Source organism: Shewanella zhangzhouensis, from assembly GCF_019457615.1.
Classification (GTDB): Bacteria; Pseudomonadota; Gammaproteobacteria; order Enterobacterales; family Shewanellaceae; genus Shewanella; species Shewanella zhangzhouensis.
The window spans coordinates 3,134,304-3,156,255 of sequence record NZ_CP080414.1; the positions used below are offsets into that span (position 1 = coordinate 3,134,304).

Sequence of the window (21,952 nt, forward strand, 5' to 3'; positions counted from 1 at the left end):
CCAGTGATGAGAGAATTGTAGCAGAGGGTATCAGTATGTCCCGAGCAATGGCCGGTAGAGTTTATCCAGATAGGAAGCTGCGGCCTCTTCCCAGGTAAAACGCGTCTCCAATGCCGCTTTTGCAACCCGCTGCCAGTCTGGAGTGCCTGTGGTGTGCAGCAGGTAATCCAGCTTATTCAGCAAGGCCCTGGCCTGGGAGTCTGTGTCATCCCCATCGAAGCGCCAGCCATTTTCGCCATCCTTCACCGTGTCCACCAATCCCCCCACGCTTGAGACCAGACAGGGCTGGCCACTGCGCATGGCCAGCATCTGGCTGATGCCGCAGGGCTCAAAGCTGCTTGGCATCAAAAACAGATCCCCGCGCCGATAGAGCAGCTCCGACAGTTTCACATCAAAATGATTGATAAAAATGAAATTATCATACCTTGCTGCCAGTTGCTGGAACTCCCTTGCTATCCTGTCATCGCCATTGCCGAGCATAAAAAAGCGCGCCAGAGGGCTGAAGAGCCCGAGTCGCTGCAGTATCTGCTCCAGCACGCGCTTTCCATCCAGGCGGTGCCTGAGCAGCTCCACCTTTTGCGAGGTGAGCCGACCGACAAAGGTCAGTAAAAAAGCATGTTCGTCCATGGGTTGCCACAATCGCTGCGCGGCGATAAAGTCCAGCGCCCTGACCGTATCGCGGTTGGCCTGAGCTGCCGTCAGGGTGCGGTGACACCCCAGCACCAGTTGCTGTACCGAGGGTCTTATTTCCTGCGGCTCATCGGGATAATCACAACCATTGAGGATCCCCACCAACTGCTGTTTTCCATCACAGTGCTGAAGGTCTTCTTCCAGCCCCTCCCCTCCCACAAACCCGGTGGCGGGGTCGGATGGCCTGAGCACCTCACGGCAATAGTTGGGAGATACCAGATGCACCCTGTCACTCAGGCAAATGGCTGCCCGCAAAGGGTTAACGCAATTGGGATAGCGGCGGTCCAGTATCTGTGCTGGATATTGCCCAAGCCAGGGGTACCAGGCGGCCAGGGACGATGCCTCCTGAGCCAGGGGGCGGGTACCCTGCAGCGCCAGATTATGGATACTGAGCACCGAGGGGATGGCCTTAAGCTCCCCGTAGCGAGGGTCGATACCGCGCAGCAGCGCAAAAAAGCCCTGATGCCAGTCATGCAGATGCAGGACCTGTGGTTTTGGAATTATCCCCTGCAAGAGCGCTTCGGCCACCGCCACACCAAAAAGCGCGAAGCGGTCGGCATCGTCGGCAAAGGGACGGCCATCACCACTGGCCACATAGAGCTGACCCGGCGCCGTGTGCCACGCCGGATTGTCGAGCAGATAAATGCTTAAGCCCTCATCCCTTGGGTCGGGGAGCTGCTGCAGACTTATCTGCACCATACCGTGGCGAAAAGGCACGCTGAAAAAGCGGCGCGGCGCCTCATCGGTGCCATGGCCCTGACATCCAAGAAAACCATAACCCGGCATAACCACACTGGCCTGTACGCCTTTGGCCTTAAGCGCCGGCGGCAAACCCGCCAGCACGTCGGCCATGCCGCCAACTTTTGCTCCAGCGAGGGCGCCGTGTTCGGCGCACAGCATCAGTACCTGCACTGGGTGTGCTGACGCTTCTGTGTTGATTGCATTTGAAATTTGCAACGCAGTTCCACCTTATTCAAAGCCCACGGGCAAGCCGAGCATCTCACGGGTGATCAGCACCACGCCCTTGTCAGTCACCCGAAAACCCCTGGCCCTGTCGTGGTCGTGATTGTGGCCTATCACCATGCCTTCCGGGATAACGCAGCCGCGGTCGATAATCACGTTCTTGAGACGGCAATTACGCAGCACCACCACATCGGGCAAAATCACCGCTCCTTCCACCTCGGAATAGGAGCAAATCCGCACCTCATTGAATAGTACGCTGCGTTTCACTTTGGCACCCGAAATGATACAGCCACCGGAGACAATGGAGTCGGTTGCCATGCCGCGTCTGTCTTCATCGTCAAACACAAACTTGGCCGGAGGCAACTGCTCCTGATAGGTCCAGATGGGCCACTTGGCGTCATAGAGGTTCAGGTGCGGCTCAGGGGACAACAGCTCCATATTGGCCTGCCAGAATGTATCCAGGGTACCCACATCACGCCAGTAATCCTGCCCCGCGCCCAGACCGCTCTTGAAGGCATAGGCAAACACCTTGTGCTCGCGGATGATGGACGGAATGATGTCCTTGCCAAAGTCGCGTTCTGAAGACACGTTTTCCGCGTCTTTTCTCAGTTGGTCGAACAAAAACTCGGTATTGAACACATAGTTGCCCATGGACGCCAGGCAACGTTCCGGGTCGTGTGGCAAACAGGAAGGATTGGCCGGTTTTTCTTCAAACCCCACCACACGCATATCCTCGGCCACTTCCATCACCCCAAAACTCCCGGCCGCTTCGGCAACAGGCACTTCCTGACAGCACACCGTCATATCGGCGCCCGACTGGGCATGGGCCGCGAGCATGCCCGCATAATCCATGCGGTACACATGGTCGCCGGAGAGGATCATCACATACCTTGGCAGCTCGTGGCGGATGATATCAATGTTTTGAAACACGGCATCTGCGGTGCCCTGATACCAACTTTCCGAATAACGCTGCGAGGCAGGCAGAATTTCCACCGACTCCCCAAGCTCACGCTTAAAGTGACCCCAGCCGCGCATGACATGGCGAATAAGCGAGTGGGACTGATACTGGGTCACCACCCCTATCCGGCGTATGCCCGAGTTCACGCAATTGGACAGGGGAAAGTCGATGACCCTGAACTTACCGCCGAAATAAAGCGCCGGTTTGGCACGCCAGTCGGTCAGTTCAAACAGGCGCGAGCCACGACCTCCTGCGAGGATCAGGGCATAGGTTTCACGGGTCAGATTACTGATGAAGCGAGGGCTGTGATTGGGCATTAGAGGCTCCTTGGCTGCGTCAAATTCAGGCACCGGTCCAGATCTCATCCCGGTAGCGGGCTATGGTGGCGTCGGATGAAAAACGGCCACTGGCCGCGGTGTTACGAATACTGCAAAGGGTCCAGGCGTCCTTATTGGCATAAAGCGCCGCCGCCTGATGCTGGGCACTGAGGTAAGACTCAAAGTCGGCCGCAGTCATCCACTGATCCCATGGGCTTTCGATGGCACTGACAATGGGGTCGAAGATGCCCGGCTCCTGCAAGCTGAAATGACCGCTGCGGATAAGTTCGAGTACGCCTTCCAGTGCAACCGAATGGCGAATGTACTCATCGGGGCGATAGTGGGGTTTCAAGGCCGCCACCTCGTCGGCATTGAGGCCAAAGAGGAAGAAGTTATCCGGCCCAACGGCTTCAAGAATTTCAATATTGGCCCCATCCAGGGTGCCTATGGTGAGGGCACCGTTCATCATGAACTTCATATTGCCTGTGCCCGAAGCCTCCTTGCCTGCGGTGGAAATTTGCTCGGACAGGTCGGTGCCCGGTGCTATCACTTCCATGGCGCTGACGTTGTAGTTGGGCAAAAAGGCAAACCTCAGCCAGGGCGTCACATGGGGGTCACTGTTGACCATGTGGGCCACATTGCCCGCCAGCTTGATAATGAGTTTGGCCATGGCGTATCCGGGCGCCGCCTTGCCACCAATCAGCACGCAGCGGGGCACCATGCCGTGGGTGTCACCGCTTAAAATGCGCTGGTAGAGATGGATCACATGCAGAATGTTCAGCAGCTGGCGCTTGTATTCATGAATGCGCTTCACCTGCACATCGAACATCATGGCGGTGTCAAACTGCACATGACACTCACACTCAACCAGGGCCGCCAGCGCCTCTTTGTTGACCGACTTCACCTCCCGCCAGGCATGGATAAAGTCAGAATCTGAGGTAAAGGCATTCAGGCTTTCCAGGCGACTTAAGTCTTCGCGCCAGGCGTTGCCAAGACGCCGGTCAATCAGGGCCGACAAACGTGGGTTGGCATTCATCAGCCAGCGCCTCGGGGTGACGCCATTGGTCTTGTTGTTGAACTTGTGTGGCCACAGGGCATGGAAGTCTTTAAAGAGTCCACGGCGCAAAAGCTCGGTGTGCAGCGCCGCTACCCCATTTACCGAAAAGCTCGCCACTATGGCCAGGTAGGCCATGCGTACCCGAGGCTCAGCGCCTTCCTCGATGATGGACATACGCGCCAGCATCTCGCCGTCTCCGGGCCAGTGGTGGGCCGCTTCATCCAGGTGACGGGCGTTGATTTCATAAATAATTTCCAGCACCCGCGGCAGCATGTGCCCCAGCATGCGCACGCTCCAGCACTCCAGGGCTTCCGGCAGCAGGGTGTGGTTGGTGTAGGCCATGGTGTGGCTGGTGATATGCCAGGCCTCGTCCCACTCCAGACAATACACATCGAGCAGGAGGCGCATCAGCTCGGGCACGGCAATGGCGGGATGGGTGTCATTCAGCTGGATCACATTGTGGCGATGGAAGTCGGCAAAGTTGTCGCCGAAGCGGGCACAGTGGCGGCGCAGCAAGTCCTGCAGGCTGGCGGATGACAAAAAGTACTGCTGGCGCAGCCTCAGCTCCTTACCGTTTTCGCTGGCGTCGTTGGGATAGAGCACCATGGTGATCTGTTCGGCCAGATTTTTCCGGGCCACCGCTTCGGCATAGTCACCCTGATTGAATTCTTCCAAATCAAAGTCATCGGTGGCCTCGGCTTTCCAAAGCCTCAGGGTATTGATGCGGCCATTGCGATAACCGGGCACCGGCATGTCGTGGGGCACAGCCACCACGTCCTGGGTACCGACCCACTGCATATGACGACGGCCGTCCCTGTCTACATAGGACTGGGTATGGCCAAAGAAAGGCACCATCACCGCCTGTCCGTGCAAACGCACCTCCCAGGGGTTGCCTTCTTTGAGCCAGCGATCCGGTCTTTCTATTTGATAGCCATCGACAATTTTTTGGGCAAACATGCCGTACTCATAGCGGATGCCATATCCGGTGGCGGCAATGTCCATACTGGCGCAGGAATCGAGAAAGCAGGCCGCAAGACGCCCAAGACCACCGTTACCCAGCCCGGCATCGTGCTCTTCGGACTCGAGCTCCTCCAGGGTCACGCTGTAGGGCAGCAACGCCTTGCGGGCATCATCGCTTATCCCCAGACTCAGAAGCGCATTCCCCAGGGTTCGACCCATCAGGAACTCCAGCGACAAATACGCCACCTGACGTTGCTGACCAGCGGCATCCCGTTTGCGGGTTTCACGCCAGCTGTCCAGCAGCTGTTCCTTAACGCCATGGGCCAGTGCATGAAACAAATCCTGATGGCGGGACTCTTCCCGGCACAGGTTGTATCTCAGCTGCCGCTCCAGACAGGCCGGCAGTGCATCGCAGGGTTCACAGGGCTGGGGTCTGCCGGTATCCGTTTCGGGTCCGGCCGCTTTCAGTCGTTTGGTCGCCATGGTGTGGTCTCCGTTATTGAGTGCCGGGGTCGGCATCCCTGTGTCCGTGAAAAATCCAGATACTGACGCCGGGCAGCGTCAGGGTGTCGCCCGCCTCAATCCGCGCCGGCATGTCGCTGTTGCCGCACAGGCTGTGCAATTGCTCCCACACGGCAAACAGGGGCAGACTGATGTCCACCGCCGACTGACTGGGGTTTATCAACATCAGCAACAGCTCAGATCCCCGCAGTGGATGATGCTCACCCAGCGCAGCGATAAGCGGGCCGCAGCGATGCCAGTCGGTGCCCGCCATGGGCAGGCCGGACTCGTTGAACCAGGCCAGAAACGGGCCCTTTCGACCATCGTCCGGGTTATTGCCATGGATATAACGGGTGGCCGCGAGCAGCGGCAGCTTCCGCCGGATATGGATAAGCCCGGCCACAAAGTCGATGAGCTCAGTGTCGGCGCTTTCCCAATCAATCCAGGTGAGTGCATTGTCCTGACAGTAGGCATTGTTGTTGCCCTGCTGGGTTTGCCACAGCTCATCTCCGGCCCGCAGCATGGGTATCCCAAAGGAGAAAAACAGGGTAACGAGCATCGCCCTGGCCTTGTGTTTTCGGGCCGCCACCAGCTCGGTGGCCTCTCCTTCCACGCCGAAGTTGTGGCTCAGGTTTTCCTGATGGCCATCGCGATTGTCTTCACCGTTGGCAAGGTTGTGGCGCTGCTCGTAACTCAGCAGATCCCTCAGGGTGAAACCATCGTGACTGGCAATAAAATTCAGACTGGCCCAGGGGCCACGGTGGGAGGGCTCAAACAGATCCGCCGAGCCATGAAAACGGCGGGCAAATTCACCGAGAATTTGCTCATCGCCACGCCAGAGCCTGCGCATGGCATCGCGGTACTTGTCATTCCACTCGGCAAAGGCGGCGGGGAATTCACCGAGACGATAACCACCGGGGCCCACATCCCAGGGCTCGGCGATAAGCTTGAGCGCTTTAAGCACAGGGTCTTGCCCGAGCGCGGCAAAAAAGCCACTGTGGGTATCAAAGCCGTGGGGCATACGGCCAAGGCAGGCGGCCAAATCAAAGCGGAAACCGTCGACTCCGCCCACCTGGGCCCAGTACCTCAAAGAGTCCATCACCAGCTCAAGCACCCTGGGTTGCCCCAGATCCAGGGTGTTGCCGCAGCCGGTATCATTGATGTAATGGCCGCTGTCGGTGAGGCGGTAATAGCAGGCGTTGTCCAGTCCCTTAAAGCTGTAGACTGGCCCCATGGCATTGCCTTCGGCGCTGTGGTTATAGACCACGTCCAGAATGACCTCGATACCGGCGCCATGCAGGGCATCCACCATGGCCCTGAATTCACGGATGTCACCATAGGCATTGTGGGGCGCAAAAAAGCCGATGCTGTTATAGCCCCAATAATTGGACAGGCCTTTGGCATGCAAAAAGGGCTCATCGAAAAACTGCTGGCAGGGCATCAGCTCCACCGCCGTTACCCCCAGCCGCTTCAGATATTGGATAACGTCAGGCGCGGCCAGCGCGGCAAAGCGGCCCCTGTGCGCAGGCGTCACCCCGGGAAAGCCCATGGAAAAGCCCTTTACATGGAGCTCGTAAATCACACTCTCTTCCATGGTGTAGCCTGGCTTTGAATGTACAAAGGGTGGCAAGGCTGCCACATCCACCACCCGGCACCTTGGCATCAGGGCGGCATTGTCTTCCCCATCGGGGGTCGGGGCAAAATGCGGGTCCTGTGGACCGGCCGAGCCCTGCGCCGCCTGTGCCACAGCAAGCTTTGGCAAACCATCAATGGCCAGAGCGTAAGGGTCCAGGAGCAATTTGGCCGGGTCAAACCTGTGACCCGCCGCCGGGGCCCAGGGGCCATCGGCGCGGTAGCCATAGGCCTGCCCCTCAGCTATGCCGTCAAGGGTCAGTGACCAAAAGTCACCACGGCGTTTCATGGGATAGGAAAACTCCCGCCCCTCTTCATCGAAAAGGCACAGGAACACAGCGCTGGCATGGCGACTGAACACCCCGAAGTGCGCCTTGCTGACGCCATCTTCGCTAAAGAGCCAAACCCCGCATTGCCGGTGCAAATTGCTCATAGGCCCGGATCCTCAGCTTTGGTTTTTGCCGCCGCTTTGGACGGTGCTTTGGCCACCGACCTGGCACTGGCCTTTGTGCTGGGCTTGGTGCTGGGCTTGGTGCTGGGCTTGGTGCTGGGCTTGGTGCTGGGCTTGGTGCCGGACTTAGGTTTGGCGGGCGTTTTGTCAGTGGAAGACGCCTTTGCCTTGGCAGTGGACTTGGTCGCGGGCTTGTCCTTGGTGGCTGACTTGGCCTTGGTTGAGGCGGGGGCTTTTTTTACGGGCAGCGCGTTGTCGGCTGAAGACTCAGACGAAATCGCGGGTGATTTATCCCGGCTGAGCCCCAGCACCAAACAGCCCAGCGGCGGAATGGTGATCAGCGCACTTTGAGCCTTGCCGCTGGCGGGCTCTGGGGTGCACACAATCACGCCGCCATTGCCCTGGTTACAGCCACCGTAGCAGCTGGCATCGCTGTTAAGCAGCTCGCGCCAGTCACCCTCGCCAGGCAATCCCAGGCGATACCCCTGCTGCAGCTGGGGCGTCATGTTCACCGCAAATACCAGGGCATCGTCACCCTCGCCCCGGACAAAGGCATAAATCCCCTGCTCGGCATTGTCGCAATCAAGCCAGCAGAAGCGCGACAGGTCGTGATCCGTCTGCCCAAGTACTGTGTGGCTCTGATAGAGACGATTGAGATCCGACAGCCACAGGCTCAGCCCCTGATGGGGAGCGTACTGCAACAGGTGCCAGTCGAGGCTCTTGTCGTGGTTCCACTCATCCCGCTGGCCAAATTCGCCCCCCATAAACAGCAGCTTCTTACCGGGGAAGCCCCACATGTACCCGTAATAGGCACGCAGGGTGGCGAACTTCTGCCAGTCATCACCGGGGATTTTCGACAGCAGCGATGCCTTGCCGTGGACCACCTCGTCGTGGCTTAACGACAGGATAAACTGCTCGCTGTGGGCATACATGATGCCGAAGGTGAGTTGATGGTGGTGCCAGCGGCGATGTATTGGGTCTTTGCCCAGGTAGGCCAGGGTGTCGTTCATCCAGCCCATGTTCCACTTAAAGCCAAATCCCAGTCCGCCTTCACTGACAGGACGGCATACGCCGTCCCAGGCCGTGGACTCCTCGGCAATCATAACGATACCGGGAAACTCGCCGTACAGACGGCTGTTTATCAGCTTGAGGCACTCGATGGCCTCATGGTTTTCCCGGCCGCCATCGGCGTTGGGCAACCACTCGCCTTCGTTGCGACTGTAGTCGAGATACAACATAGAGGAGACTGCATCCAGACGCAGTCCATCGATATGGAAATCCCGCAGCCAGACGGTGGCGGCCGATAACAGAAAACTCTGCACCTCGGCGCGGCCATAGTTGAAAATCAGGGTATCCCAGTCGGGGTGACGGCCACGGCGGGGGTCCTGGTGCTCAAAGAGGCAGGTGCCGTCGAAACGTGCCAGGCCATGGGCGTCCGCCGGAAAGTGGGCGATAACCCAATCCATCAGAACACCGATACCGGCACGGTGGCAGGCATCAATCAGGTATTTCAGGTCGTCACTGCTGCCAAATCTCTGTGTCGGGGCGAAAAGCCCCACCGGCTGATAGCCCCAGGAGCCATCGAAGGGAAACTCCGACAAGGGCATCAACTCTATATGAGTAAAGCCCAGTGACTTCACATAGGGCACCAATTCATCGGCAAGCTCGCGGTAAGTGAGCCAGGTATCACCCGCCTCACCTTTACGGCGCCATGAGCCCAGATGCAGCTCGTAAATGGACATGGCCTGGCGATGCCAGTCTTTGTCCCGTGCCTGCATCCAGTCCTCATCCTGCCAGACAAAGGAGGACTGGGGAGCGACTCTGGATGCGTTATTGGGGGCCGCTTCCATGGTTTTGGCGAAGGGGTCTGACTTAATCAGCAGCTCGCCATCGGCGGTCAATATTTCGAATTTATAGTGGGCATGGGCATGAACACCTGGGATAAAGATGTCCCACACACCGCTGGCAGGATGAAAGCGCATCACATGGACACGGCCATCCCAATGGTTAAAATCCCCCACCACTGACACCCGGCTGGCATTGGGCGCCCATACGCCAAAGAGCACCCCGGCCACACCCTCAACCTCTTTCGGATTGGCGCCCAAAAAGTCCTGGGCATACAGCTGACGCCCCTCACCGAACAGGTAGAGATCGTAGTCGCTCAGCAGGCTCTCAAAGCCGTAGGGGTCGTACACATCTTCCACATGGCTTGGGTAGGCAACCCGCAGCAGATACGGAAAAGGCTTGACCCTGCGCCCCATTACCCCGGCAAACATGCCTTCCCGGGCTTCGGCACTGAGACTGGCGACTTTTTTACCGTCTTTGGCACTGAGCACCTCCACCGCCAGTGCCCCCGGCAGAAAACAGCGCACCACCAGCTGGTTATTGTCGGTGTGCATGCCCAGCAAGGAGAAGACATCCACATACTGGCCACGGGCCAATGCGCGGGCGGCATCTTCACTGATGAGGCTTGAGTCTTGGCTCTGGACGCTGGTCATGGGGTTCTCCAAGTCTGGTTGAATATCAAATCCGGTTATCTGGCTTCAGTTTTGGCGCTCATTGTCATCGGCCGATGCCATGGCTTCGCCGCGAACAGGCTGGCCGGTGCGCCCCCCTTGAGGCTGACTGCGCCCGGTACGAATCGCTTCCAGCCGGGCTCTGAACTCGCGGCTTTGCCACAGGCTCTCCAGTGACTGACTCATGCGCGCACGCCAATTGGGGTACTCAAAACTGGTGCCGGGAATATTGATGGGCTGTGACTCAAGGGCCAGATCCCAAAGGCTGACGGAAAACAATCTGGCACGACTGCCGGGCAGCCACTTGAGTAAGGCATCGAAAACGGCCGTCCCCTGACGAATGCTGTCGGCGGCGTTCGTTATTGATGTATTGCCTGCTTGCGCTGACACAGGCAGCAGTGCATCACAGGGCTGCCAGGTGAGGGCCTCCTGGCGCAGCCATCCGGCCTCCACCAGCTTATGCAGCAAACCGTGGCACTGTGCGACTCTGCTCGCCCGCGCCTCTTCCAGTGAGGGTAAAAACCCAAGCTGATTCAGTAAGCCGAGATCAATGCCGCGCCACCAGGACATGAAAGGCGGCACATCCTGATTGCCAAGCTGCAACATGGCGCCGGCTCTGTGCTCCCGGGGCGCGGAAAATCCGCCGCCATCCCGGCAGAAGTAAAATACGTCGTTGCCGAGAATGCCCCGCTCCCGCAGCAAGCCCTTGAGCAGCGGCGGCACTGTGCCGAGGTCCTCCCCAATCAGGAGACAGCGGTTTTTGTGGCTCTCCAGGCACAAGACCGCCAGCATCAGCTCCTGGGGGTAGTAAAGGTAACAGCCGTTGTCATCGCCTTTTGGCCAGCACCACAACCGGGTCAGGGCCATTACATGGTCGATTCTGAGGGCGCCACAGCTTTGCATGTTGCTTCGATAAAGGGATTTGAGATGACTGAGCCCGGAGTCCTTCAGGGCAACAGGGTCCATCGGTGGCATACCCCAGTTTTGCCCCTGGCGGGCGAAGGGATCTGGCGGCGCGCCGATATCGGCATTAAGGCAAAATACGCCACTGCGGCTCACTTCACTGCCGATGGCAAGAGCCCCCACCGCCAAATCCCGCACCAAACCCAGGGACATGCCCACCTGACGGCAGCGAAGCTGACACAGCGACAACTGCTCATCGGCGACAAACTGCAGCCAGGCATGGAATTCGGCGCATTGCAGCGAATCTGCCAGCACTGGCTCCCGGTGCCATTCTCGCTCAAGACTCGATGCCCTTTGGCTTAAATCGAGGCAAAAATCCATCAGCGCCGTCCCGCCCTCGGCCACAAAGCGCTCGAAACGCACACGCCGCCCGCTGAGTTCATCCAGCTTCCCAAAGGCTGCGAACAACTTTGCCAGTGCCCGATACTTCAGCAGTGCCAGTTTGGGGTAATCAATCTGGCTTGCCTGATTGAGAATAAGGCGTTCACGGCGCCAGTCGCCGCCATTGAATTCCTGCGCCAATTGGCTGTATTCGGTCACCAAATCGATGGCGATATAGAGTGGATTGAGGAAGCGTCTGTCCCAGGGGCTGTAAGGACTTGCGAGTCCGGGGTTGGCAATGTCAGGGGCATGCAGAGGCGTCAGGGTGATGAAATCGCAGCCAGCCTCTGCGGCAAGCTCTATCAGGGTCTGCAAATCCGCCAGGTCGCCCATGCCCCACTGCCGTTGGCTTCTCAGGGTAAAGAGGCTGATACCCAGGCCCCACGGGCGCTTGCCAAGGCTCGGTGGGCCTGCGTAGGCCTGCTCTGGGATAATCAGTAAGGCCCCCTTGCCCAGCCCAAGGACAGGATGGGCCAGCTGCAGCTGATACTCCCCCATGGCCAGATTCGGCAGCGGATAGCGACAACGAATGTATCTGCCATCGGCCCTTTGATAATCACCAATCGTCTCGGCATCCTTTGACAAAAGCGTCAGCTCTCGGCGTTCACCCTGCTCTGAAACCAGGGTTAACACCATGTCTTGTTTGAGATTTTCAGGCAGCTGACATTCAACTGACGGACGGGTTTCAAAACACCATTGCAGCGGCAGCAGCAGCTCAGTCCAGGGGATGCTGTCGAGGGTTTCCACTCTTAAGGCGATGTCGACCCCATCGGGGGCCCGTTCGATGCCCATCAGGGCTTTGAGCATCGCCAGCCGCGCAGATTCGGGTATGGCTTGCTCCCGGCCATCGCAGTCGATGAACCTGTCTCCCACACCTTGCAGATAAAAGAGCTTTTCCAATCCCATCTGCCACACTCCGTCCAGACCATAGAGGTCACTGAGCAGACAGCATGCCAGTCGATTGCTTCACTTTGGTTTCAGCAAAATGAACTTAAAAATGATTCACTTGGCACAGATTTGAAACACAGTGCGATAGATTGCAGCCCATTGATGTGCAACAAAAAGCACCAACAAGGTGCAGCTTGCACAAAAGTTGTTCAGTCAGCCTGCAGGTAAAAGCGACCCGGCAACGACATTTTCGCAGCAGACTGTTATCTGGTTACAACTTTTGAACTCATTTACCACTATTGGGGCGCGAAGGTGGGCTGAGATCACACTTCGGCCCCATTCTGACTGATATCGTTAATGGCAGAAGAAATTCAATTTCAGCTCAACGAGGTAGATATTATGGCTGCGAAATTTTTTATCCCGTCTGTAAACGTGCTCGGCCAGGGCGCCGTAGACGAGGCAATCGGGGACATAGTCACCCTGGGTTTTAAAAAGGCCCTGATAGTTACAGATAAGCCTTTGGTACAAATAGGTATTGCCGGGGAACTGGTGGAAAAGCTGGGTGAGCGGGGCATCACCGCCGTCGTGTTTGATGGTGTGCAACCCAACCCCACCACAGCCAATGTGGAGGCAGGCCTTGCACTGCTCAACGCCCATGGCTGTGACTTTGTGATTTCCCTCGGCGGCGGCTCCCCACACGACTGCGCCAAGGGTATCGCCCTGGTCGCCACCAATGGCGGTAGCATCAAAGACTACGAGGGGGTCGACAAATCGGCCAAGCCACAGTTGCCCCTGGTTGCCATCAATACCACTGCGGGCACCGCCAGCGAAATGACCCGCTTTTGCATCATCACCGACGAAGCCCGCCATATCAAAATGGCCATTGTCGACAAGCACACCACCCCCATTCTGTCGGTGAACGATCCTGAGCTGATGGTGAAAAAACCAGCGGCCTTGACCGCTGCCACCGGGATGGATGCCCTGACCCACGCCGTTGAGGCCTATGTATCTGTTGCCGCCAATCCCATCACAGATGCCTGCGCCATCAAGGCCATTGAGCTTATTCAGCAATACCTTGAGCGGGCGGTAAAACAGGGACAGGACATTCAGGCCCGTGAGCAGATGGCCTATGCACAGTTCCTCGCCGGTATGGCCTTTAACAACGCCAGCCTGGGTTATGTGCATGCCATGGCTCACCAGCTCGGTGGTTTCTACGACCTGCCCCACGGTGTCTGTAATGCCCTGCTGCTGCCCTACGTGCAGGAATACAACGCGGCAGTGGCGGCGGCCCGTTTGAAAGACGTCGCCAAAGCCATGGGTGTTGCCATAGACGCGCTTGATGACCAGGAAGGGGCCAAGGCTGCCATCGACGCCATCAAGGCGCTGTCCAAGGCGGTAAATATCCCGGAAAACCTGACTGTGTTGGGGGTGAAAGAAGCAGATATTCCCCTGCTGGCCGACAACGCCCTGAAAGATGCCTGCGGTTTTACCAACCCCAAACAGGCCACCCATGAGGAAATCTGTCAGATTTTCCGTAACGCACTGTAATCTTCCCTGACGCGAGTCAACACCAGGCCCCCGGTTCGTCCCCGGGGGCTATTTTGTTGCTGTTTCAGAATTCACGCCCTGGCAGCGCGCTCTGGCATAGCCTTGCTCAATGACGGTTCCTGCCTTTTGCCAAGCCGTTGAAGCCATCATCCGGGCATTGACGGGCCCTTTAGCGCATGCATACACCTAAGCTTGGGATCTTGCTCGCAAAGCCAGATAAATCCTCTTATCGAAGACCCGTAGAGTACAATTTTTTAACAGTTTTCAGGTTACAGCCTGATACAAATGTCTTACAATTCGCTTGTTCGCTTATTCCCTGCAAAGAACAGGCAAACACAGGCCCGGCACTATGTCGGGCCATTTTTTTCGCCTTGTTTTTGCATGCTGGTCGGCGATAAAAGCAGCAAGCGGCCACAAACTGAGATCCCGCACCCTTTCTTCGCTGCTAATGCCGTGCTACAAAAAAGGAAAGTTACATTGTCGCTGCAGCTTCAAATGCACCGACAGAAGTAACCCTTCTCCCAGCGCAAATAAGGCAGGAAAGCTATGACAGCCATTACTCACGTATACAACTACACGGTCCGCTGCCCCCACTATCAGGATCCCCAGCATGAAGTGAGCTGGAAGAATCATATCGAGCTGAACCACTCCAGCGAAATCGCCTTGAAACGTATCACCAAATGGCACAGTGAGTCCGGCGAACTGGCATTTGAAGACCAGGGTTTCGTGGTGCGTAAAGCCAGTGACGAAATGGCGTATTTTTCAGTACAAAGCTCCAGACTGAAAAACGATGGCCATGCGCTGGTAACCTTTAAGCTGTTTTTGGATGAATGCTGCGATGAGGCCGATCCGAAAGACATAGTCGAGCATTTGATAGGCGACTATCAGCAACGTCTGGACAAACTCTGACTTCGATGGGCGCCGAACCGCTATCGGCGCCCACCGCCTTCCTCCTCCCTCACGCAGTTAACTCCAGCCCATAACCACCCAATTCCCGCATCCGCTATCACGCCCCACCGCGACTTTGGCCCAGTAAGACAGACTTTTTTACCGACTCGGCGACTGAAAAATACAGGTAAAAAGGTAATGGATTTGTTATCGACTTTTGTCATTGAAGTGTGTCAGGATTGGCTTCGGCCAGCTTTCTCCCCTGTGACTCACGGGATTAAACCGGCCAAGCACAAGCAAAAACCAAGCAAAAATAAAGCCCATAACGGGCATCCGGCTCCCCGCCGGAAATAAAAATTATAAAGTTCAGGATGTAAAAATATGGCCTCTCAGAAACAGCCCAGCCTGGTGGATGCACTCATCCCCGTGGCGGCCCTGGTCACTATGCTCGCCGCCGCCGTCTATTTGTTCTCCTCCGACAGCTCCTCAGGGGCCAACCAAATCGCACTCATACTCGCCGCCTGTATCGGCATGGTGGTGGGCATTAAAAACGGCTATTGCTGGAAAGATATCGAAGAGGGCATGGTTCGCAGTATCGGTGTTGCCACACCGGCATTGCTTATCCTGTTCAGCGTCGGCTCACTCATCGGCGCCTGGATCCTCTCCGGCACCGTGCCCGCCATGATTTACTACGGCATGCAGGTGCTGAGCCCGGATTATTTTTATGCCGCCAGCTGCCTGCTGTGCGCTCTGGTGGCCCTGTCCATCGGCAGTTCCTGGACGGTAGCAGGCACTCTGGGTATTGCCCTTATCGGTATTGCTCAGGCCGTGGGCCTCAGTGTTGAAATTACCGCCGGCGCCATCATCAGCGGCGCCTACTTCGGCGACAAGATGTCCCCCATGTCGGATACCACCAATCTGGCGCCCGCGGTGGCAGGTACAGATATTTTCAGCCATATCCGTCACATGACCTGGACCACGGTGCCCAGCATAGTCATTGCGCTGCTGATTTTTCTGGTTATCGGGTTATCGGCAGACAGCAGCGGCATAGACACCAATCTGGATGCCACCCTGACACTGCTGTCAGATGAATTTCATATTGGCCCGCACCTGCTGCTGCCGCTGGTGGTGGTGATTTACCTTGCTTACCGCAAGATGCCCGCCTTCCCCACGGTGATTCTTGGAACCCTGGCCGGGGTGCTCAGCGCCGCGCTGTTTCAGTTTGATGGTGTGGTGAAGCTTGCGGATGACCCAAACCTCGGCGCCGCCATGGCACTGGTTAAGGGCTTATGGATTGCCATGTTCAACGGCTACAGCGCCAGCACCGGCAATGAAATGCTTGATGGCCTCTTAAGTCGCGGGGGCATGTCGGGCATGGTCAACACGGTTTGGCTAATCCTGTCGGCCATGGCCTTTGGCGGCGTGATGGAGGCAACCGGCCTGCTCAACCGTCTGCTGCAAAGCATGTTGTCCATGGTGAAAACCTCCTCCAGTCTGGTCATCACCACCCTGGGCTGCGCCATAGGTGCCAACGTCATTACCGCCGATCAGTTTATTGCCATTATCCTGCCCGGTCGTATGCTGAAACTGGAATACACCCGCCACAAGCTGGCACCGGTTAACCTGTCGCGTGCACTGGAAGACTCAGCCACGGTCACCAGCCCTCTGGTTCCCTGGAACACCTGCGGCGCCTTTATGGCGAGCACCCTGGGTGTGGCCACCATCGCCTACCTGCCCTTTGCCTTCTTCAATCTTATCTGCCCCGTGGTCAGCGCAGGCTATGCCTACTTCCAGATAAAGCTGCTGCCCCTGGAAGAATCTGACCTGCTGGACAGCGCCGACGAGCCGAGAAGCGCCGAAGCCTGATTATCGTAAGGCCTTTAATCCGGCAGCATCAAAAAACGCCCTCTCAAGGGCGTTTTTATTTGGTGGCTTGAAGATCAGCTCAGAGAGTCCACAAGACGGCCGTAATGATAAAAGGCCCACTGCCCCATACGCCTGAGTGGTGCCAGGGGGAAACCCGGCAAGGGTGTGCCATAAAGCGGCAATGACGGCGCAGCCTTACCACTTAACATGCCCGCAAGACGCCAGGCCGCCTGGCTGCTGAAAGACACACCTGCGCCGCAATATCCCAGACTGTAGCCTTCGCCACTTCGGGTATAGACATGGGGCATATCATCGAGAGATGCCGCAAGCCAGCCGTGCCAGGTGTAGCTTAAACCCACACCTGTCAGAGCCGGAAATGCCTTATCCATGGCTTCTTTCAAACGTGCCGGGTACACAGGATTGTCAGCATCACGGCCCCACACGGCACCGCGACCGCCAAAGAGCAAGCGGTTTTCCGGCAACAAGCGGTAATAGTATTTGAGGATGCGGGTGTCCATGGCCACCTGGCGGCTGTGTAGCCCAGCCTCTGCCAGCACAGCCGCAGACAGGGGCTCTGTCACTATCACATTGCTGAGAATGGGCAAAAAGCGCCCCTTGAGGATCTCGGTCAAACCGGGCTGGGTATAGGCATTGCCGGCAAACACCAGAGCATTGGCATCGATGCGCCCCGCTTGGGTTTCCAGACAGAAGCCTTTGGCGGTGCGCACACTGGTAAGCACGGTACTTTGCTCAAAGACTTGCACGCCAGCTTCGCGCGCCAGACGGGCATAGCCCAGCAACAGTTTCAGCGGATTCAGGCCAAATCCGTCGGCAAGACGCAGCGCCCCATAGGACTGATGATGATTGAGATAATCGCTTCTGAGCCTCGATGGACTGATAAACTCGGCGCCCTGCCCCATATGGCGGGCAATAAAATCGGCACCGGCCTGCAGGGTTTGCATGGCCTTGGGACTGTGGGCAATCTTAAGATAGCCCTTTTCCTGGGGGTTGCAGTCAATCTTGCCATCCTGGATAAGCCCTTCCACCCGGGCAACCGCCTCCGAGAACTCCTGATAAATCCCCTTTGCTGTGTCCAAATCCCACCGTTTGGCCATTTGACCATAGCCCAAACGACCCGAACCCTTGAGCACAAAGCCACCATTACGAGCGCTGGCCCCAAATCCAATCCGGTTGGCTTCGAGTAAGGTCACCTGCCTGCCATACTCGGTGGCGAGATAATAGGCGGTGAGAAGTCCGGTAAAACCGCCGCCAATCACCACCACATCGGTTTTAAGATGTCCCTGTAGCCTCGGCGACTCCGGTAACAGCTCAGTGGTACCCGACCAAAAGGTGGACGGCAACGCTTGCTGCGCCGCATTGGCGCTGATTAATGGGTCGTACAATTAAGACTCCTGAAACACCAGTAACATCTCGCACGCCGTGCAGTGGCAATCATTGCCACAAAGGGTGCACAGGTAATCCGGATTATCGTGGGACTGATTCCAACGGTCGGGGTGGGCCTTGATGAGTTTGCCACCGGCCTTGGTGAAATAACGCACCGCCGCATTATGGGGGCTTTCCTGCCATAGATGAGCAATACCGCCAAGCGCCCCCTGGGCCTTCACGGCATCGACGGCATGTTGCAGCAAGATGCCGCCAAGCCCTCTCCCTCTGGCCTCAGGGGCCAGTGTATTGGATTTGAAATAGCACACCCTGTCAGGAGCGATTCCCCACAATGAGGGCGAACACCAGCGGTCGGGTTGCCACTGCCCCGCCGCCAGGGTGAGGCGAAAGCCGAGCAGGCCGTTTTGGTCAAGCGCCACAAAACTCGCGTTGATGCCAGCCTTGATACCTGCTTGCCAGAGGGATTGCAAATGGGGTAAATCGAGATAGCCGTCGCCGTGAACGGCTTCGCCAAGGGCCAATACGGCGTCAAAGTCCTCTGGCTGCATCTGACGGATAATCAATTGGGGATGGGGCTTGGTCATGATTGGATATCGTTGCCTGAAGGCATCTTGTTATTGTTTTGTGAACAATAACACAGGAGCTCCCCATTGGGCACCGGTGACTTTTCAAGGAAAGCCGCCTGCTGCTATAGTGGGCGCCTTAAACCAAGGAGCAACCATGAAAGCCTTACTCGTATTGACGGCCATTGCCCTGCTGGGCGGCTGCGCAGAGCTGAAAGACGCTGGCCGGACCGTTGGCCACACCACCAAAGAAGTGACCCGCGACATAGGTCACGCCACCCGTGATGCAACCAAGGCCGTTGGCCATGCCTCCCGCGATGCAGTCAACTCAGTTAAAGAAGAGTTGAGCGAAGAAAAGAACTGATCAGGCCGCTGCCGCCCGCATCCCATGAGGTGCGGGCAGTCCCTTCTCATTCACGTGCACAAACACCAGCTTTTCCACCGTCACCACAGGCAACTGGGAAACCTTGTTGCGCACCATGGCCCTTACCGCGATGGAGCTGTGGCCGACACTGATCAGCTCAAAGCCAAACTCCAACACATCACCGGCTCTGGCCGGGGTGATGAAATTGATTTCAGCGATGATTTTGGTCACATGCCGGTCGCTCTTCATCTGACAGGCAGCAAAGATGGCCGCTTCTTCATCGAGCCAGCTGAGCAGCTGGCCGCCAAAGAGGGTGTTGGCAGGATTCAGGTGATCGGGTTTAACCAAACGACGGCTTAGGAATTTCATGGGGCGTCCTCCGTGATAGTGGGCCCCATGACTAAAGCAACCTCTAAGCCAATATTTTAAATCTTATATTTCAATAAATTAAAAATACCACCTGTTATAAATCACTGATTTCTGCACCAGGAATGCGCGTCATGCACATTAACAGCGCAATCAGAGCGCGTTTTTCAGCGCCGCCACGAAGGCCAGAACTGCGTCGCGACTGATGTCATTGTGGGTGACCAGACGCAAATTTTGGGAAGGGCTGATAATAAAGCCCTGGCTCGCCAACTCGGCGGCAATGCGCTTGATGTCGATATGCTCGGCAACCCTGGCGAACACCATATTGGTCTGGATTGAAGCCGTGTTGACCTCAAAACCATCAATGATCGACAACTCACGGCCAAGGAGCGCGGCATTGTCGTGATCCTCGGCCAGCCTTTGCCACTGAGACTCCAGCGCTATGATGCCCGCAGCGGCCAGAATCCCCGCCTGGCGCATGCCACCGCCCAGCATTTTACGCCAGCGACGTGCCTTTTTAATCAGTCTGTCATCCCCCAGCAGCAAAGAGCCCACTGGCGCACACAGTCCCTTGGAAAGACACAGGGAAACAGAATCAAAGTGCCCGGCAATCTCGGCCATTGGCCTGTTAACCGCCACCGCCGCATTGGCAAGGCGGGCGCCATCGAGGTGAATTTTAAGACCCCGGTTAAAGGCCAGCGCCTGTGCATCGGCCAGATACTCCACAGGCAGCACCTTGCCACCTATGGTGTTTTCCAGGCTAAGCAATCGTGTACGGGCATAGTGCACATCATCGGGTTTAATGGCGGCTTCTATGTCGCTAAGGGCGATGGTGCCATCGGCCTGATTGAGCAGCGGTTGGGGCTGAATGCTGCCAAGCACGGCGGCGCCGCCCCCCTCAAACCGGTAGTTGTGGGCATCCTGACCGCAGATATACTCATCTCCACGCTCACAATGGCTCATCAGTGCCAGCAGATTGGCCTGGGTACCGGAGCTGGTAAAGAGTGCAGCATCAAACCCCAGCATCTCGGCCGCCATGGCCTCCAGACGATTAACCGTAGGATCGTCACCATACACATCGTCCCCCACCTGGGCCTGTGACATAGCCTGGCGCATCGCTGCGGTTGGCTGAGTGACTGTATCGCTTCTGAAATCTGCCTTCATGCTAATCCCCCGGGGTAGTAATACAACTGACTGGCCGATTATCCAGACCTTACCACCTGAAGGCCAGCATCTTTGTGCCGTCCCCTGCTGACACCGGCTGAAACAACTCATTCACACATAACAAAAACTAATACTTCCAGAAAGTTAATCTTGATTGAAAAGCCCTGCAGTTAGGGCAGAATGCGGCTTTTACCCAAGAGACGTCTTCCTTTGGAACAAACAGAATTTATTATGCTGCTGTGGCTCATCGGTATACTGGCCGAAGCCATGACAGGCGCCCTTGCCGCCGGACGCAAACAGATGGATCTCTTTGGGGTGGTGATCATAGGTCTGGTGACCGCCATCGGTGGCGGCACCCTGAGGGATATGCTCCTTGGCAACTATCCGCTGATATGGATTGCCAACTGGCACTACCTGATTGCCATTGCCGCAGCCTCGCTGCTGACGGTGCTTATCGCCCCGCTGATGCGCTATCTTGGCCGTCTATTCCTGGCCATCGATGCCCTTGGCCTGGCGGTGTTTTCCATTACCGGCGCCCAAAAAACCCTGATGTTGGGCTATAGCCCCGTGGTCGCTGTGGCCATGGGGGTGGTCACCGGCGTCTTTGGCGGTGTGCTCAGAGACATTTTATGCAATGAGATCCCACTGATTTTCAGACGGGAGTTTTATGCTCTGGCGTCACTGCTTACCGCCAGCCTTTACGTGCTGCTGGCGCTCAGTGGTTTTGGCGGCTGGCCAAGCCTGCTGGGCTGTTTGATGCTGGGATTCGGGCTGCGCATGTGTGCCATCCGTTACCACTGGTCAATGCCCACTTTTAACTATCAGAGCGATGCTCACCACTGAGTCCCACATAAAAAACGCCGGCATTGCCGGCGTTTTCGTTATTGCTGACTGATGTCTTTCAAGGCTGCGAGGGCCGCATCGTAATCCGGATGATGACTGACTTCACCAACCAACTCTTTGTATCTTAAGGTGCCCTCGGCATCCACGATAAAGATGCTGCGGGCGAGCAAACCTCTATCTTCTATCAACAGGCCGTACTCCTCGGCAAAGTTACGCCAAACTGAGTCTGACAATACCTGAATATTCTCAACCCCTTCAGTCTTGCAAAAACGCTTTTGCGCGAAAGGCAGGTCGGTGCTCAGGGTCAGCATCACCACGGACTTGCCATCAAACTTACCCACTTCGTCATTGAAGCGCTTGGTTTGCAACGCACACACACCGGTATCCAGGCTGGGAACGGCACTGATAAGAACCGTTTTGCCTTTAAAATCGCTAAGAGCAACCGGCTTAAATGAAGCATCGACTACCCTAAACCCCGGTGCGGTTTCACCCACCTGCGGCAGGGTTCCCGACAACATCACCTGCTTGCCCCCCATGGTGACACTGTCTCTGTCCTGGGCCATACCCTGGGCAGCAACCAGGACCAAGCCTATGCATAACGCCTTTTTGAACATTGTTTTTCTCCCTGTCATCAACCGATAGCTGAGTGTTGCAAAGTGTGGCCAATAC

At 56.9% G+C, this 21,952-nt stretch carries 16 protein-coding genes; 5 read left to right on the top strand and 11 right to left on the bottom strand.

Going from position 1 to position 21,952, the window contains the following annotated elements:
• Positions 1–30: 30 nt before the first annotated feature.
• From K0H63_RS13630 to malQ, 6 genes are read right to left on the bottom strand one after another with little or no spacing between them, the layout of a single operon-like run.
• Positions 31–1,647, bottom strand: coding sequence for a glycogen synthase (locus K0H63_RS13630; RefSeq protein WP_258405583.1), 1,617 nt, complete (start codon positions 1,645–1,647; stop codon positions 31–33).
• Positions 1,648–1,659: 12 nt separating this feature from the next.
• Positions 1,660–2,928: a glucose-1-phosphate adenylyltransferase gene (gene glgC, locus K0H63_RS13635; RefSeq protein WP_011760561.1), complete on the bottom strand. Its 1,269-nt coding sequence runs from the start codon at positions 2,926–2,928 to the stop codon at positions 1,660–1,662.
• Positions 2,929–2,953: 25 nt separating this feature from the next.
• Entirely contained in the window at positions 2,954–5,428 is a 2,475-nt protein-coding gene (locus K0H63_RS13640) for a glycogen/starch/alpha-glucan phosphorylase (RefSeq protein ID WP_220065153.1), read from the bottom strand.
• A 13-nt stretch (positions 5,429–5,441) separates the two neighbouring features.
• Positions 5,442–7,511 carry a glycogen debranching protein GlgX gene (gene glgX, locus K0H63_RS13645; RefSeq protein ID WP_220065154.1) on the bottom strand — a complete coding sequence of 690 codons (2,070 nt, stop codon included), beginning with the start codon at positions 7,509–7,511 and terminating at the stop codon, positions 5,442–5,444.
• Positions 7,508–10,027, bottom strand: coding sequence for a 1,4-alpha-glucan branching protein GlgB (gene glgB / locus K0H63_RS13650; RefSeq protein ID WP_220065155.1), 2,520 nt, complete (start codon positions 10,025–10,027; stop codon positions 7,508–7,510). The genes glgX and glgB overlap by 4 nt, the downstream gene beginning before the upstream one ends.
• A 45-nt stretch (positions 10,028–10,072) precedes the next feature.
• Positions 10,073–12,295 carry a 4-alpha-glucanotransferase gene (malQ, locus tag K0H63_RS13655; RefSeq protein ID WP_220065156.1) on the bottom strand — a complete coding sequence of 741 codons (2,223 nt, stop codon included), beginning with the start codon at positions 12,293–12,295 and terminating at the stop codon, positions 10,073–10,075.
• Between the two features lie 381 nt (positions 12,296–12,676).
• Here malQ and yiaY point away from each other — a divergent pair, with 381 nt between their 5' ends.
• The 3 genes from yiaY to nhaC all read left to right on the top strand — a co-directional run bounded on the left by yiaY (position 12,677) and on the right by nhaC (position 16,579).
• A complete protein-coding gene (yiaY, locus tag K0H63_RS13660; RefSeq protein ID WP_220065157.1) occupies positions 12,677–13,825 on the top strand; it encodes an L-threonine dehydrogenase in 1,149 nt (382 codons plus the stop codon).
• Positions 13,826–14,371: 546 nt separating this feature from the next.
• On the top strand, positions 14,372–14,734 hold the full coding sequence (locus K0H63_RS13665; RefSeq protein WP_011760567.1) for a hypothetical protein: 363 nt from the start codon (positions 14,372–14,374) through the stop codon (positions 14,732–14,734).
• A 360-nt stretch (positions 14,735–15,094) separates the two neighbouring features.
• Positions 15,095–16,579, top strand: coding sequence for a Na+/H+ antiporter NhaC (gene nhaC / locus K0H63_RS13670; RefSeq protein WP_220065158.1), 1,485 nt, complete (start codon positions 15,095–15,097; stop codon positions 16,577–16,579).
• Between the two features lie 74 nt (positions 16,580–16,653).
• On the opposite strand, the gene K0H63_RS13675 is transcribed toward nhaC, so the two are convergent.
• Together K0H63_RS13675 and K0H63_RS13680 are read right to left on the bottom strand one after the other, a co-directional pair.
• Positions 16,654–17,982 (bottom strand): NAD(P)/FAD-dependent oxidoreductase, encoded by a 1,329-nt coding sequence (locus K0H63_RS13675; RefSeq protein ID WP_220065159.1) that lies wholly within the window; start codon positions 17,980–17,982, stop codon positions 16,654–16,656.
• On the bottom strand, positions 17,983–18,567 hold the full coding sequence (locus K0H63_RS13680) for a GNAT family N-acetyltransferase (RefSeq protein ID WP_220065160.1): 585 nt from the start codon (positions 18,565–18,567) through the stop codon (positions 17,983–17,985).
• A 136-nt stretch (positions 18,568–18,703) separates the two neighbouring features.
• Here K0H63_RS13680 and K0H63_RS13685 point away from each other — a divergent pair, with 136 nt between their 5' ends.
• Positions 18,704–18,910, top strand: coding sequence for a hypothetical protein (locus K0H63_RS13685; protein ID WP_220065161.1), 207 nt, complete (start codon positions 18,704–18,706; stop codon positions 18,908–18,910).
• Here K0H63_RS13685 and K0H63_RS13690 read toward each other — a convergent pair whose 3' ends face one another.
• Both K0H63_RS13690 and ltaE read right to left on the bottom strand, forming a co-directional pair.
• A complete protein-coding gene (locus K0H63_RS13690; RefSeq protein WP_011760572.1) occupies positions 18,911–19,279 on the bottom strand; it encodes an acyl-CoA thioesterase in 369 nt (122 codons plus the stop codon).
• 150 nt (positions 19,280–19,429) lie between these two features.
• The gene (gene ltaE, locus K0H63_RS13695) at positions 19,430–20,440 is read right to left on the bottom strand and encodes a low-specificity L-threonine aldolase (RefSeq protein ID WP_220065162.1); all 1,011 of its coding nucleotides are present in this window, start codon (positions 20,438–20,440) and stop codon (positions 19,430–19,432) included.
• 231 nt (positions 20,441–20,671) lie between these two features.
• Here ltaE and K0H63_RS13700 point away from each other — a divergent pair, with 231 nt between their 5' ends.
• On the top strand, positions 20,672–21,283 hold the full coding sequence (locus K0H63_RS13700) for a trimeric intracellular cation channel family protein (RefSeq protein ID WP_434086769.1): 612 nt from the start codon (positions 20,672–20,674) through the stop codon (positions 21,281–21,283).
• 38 nt (positions 21,284–21,321) lie between these two features.
• Here K0H63_RS13700 and tpx read toward each other — a convergent pair whose 3' ends face one another.
• Positions 21,322–21,897 carry a thiol peroxidase gene (gene tpx / locus K0H63_RS13705; RefSeq protein WP_220065164.1) on the bottom strand — a complete coding sequence of 192 codons (576 nt, stop codon included), beginning with the start codon at positions 21,895–21,897 and terminating at the stop codon, positions 21,322–21,324.
• Positions 21,898–21,952 lie beyond the last annotated feature (55 nt).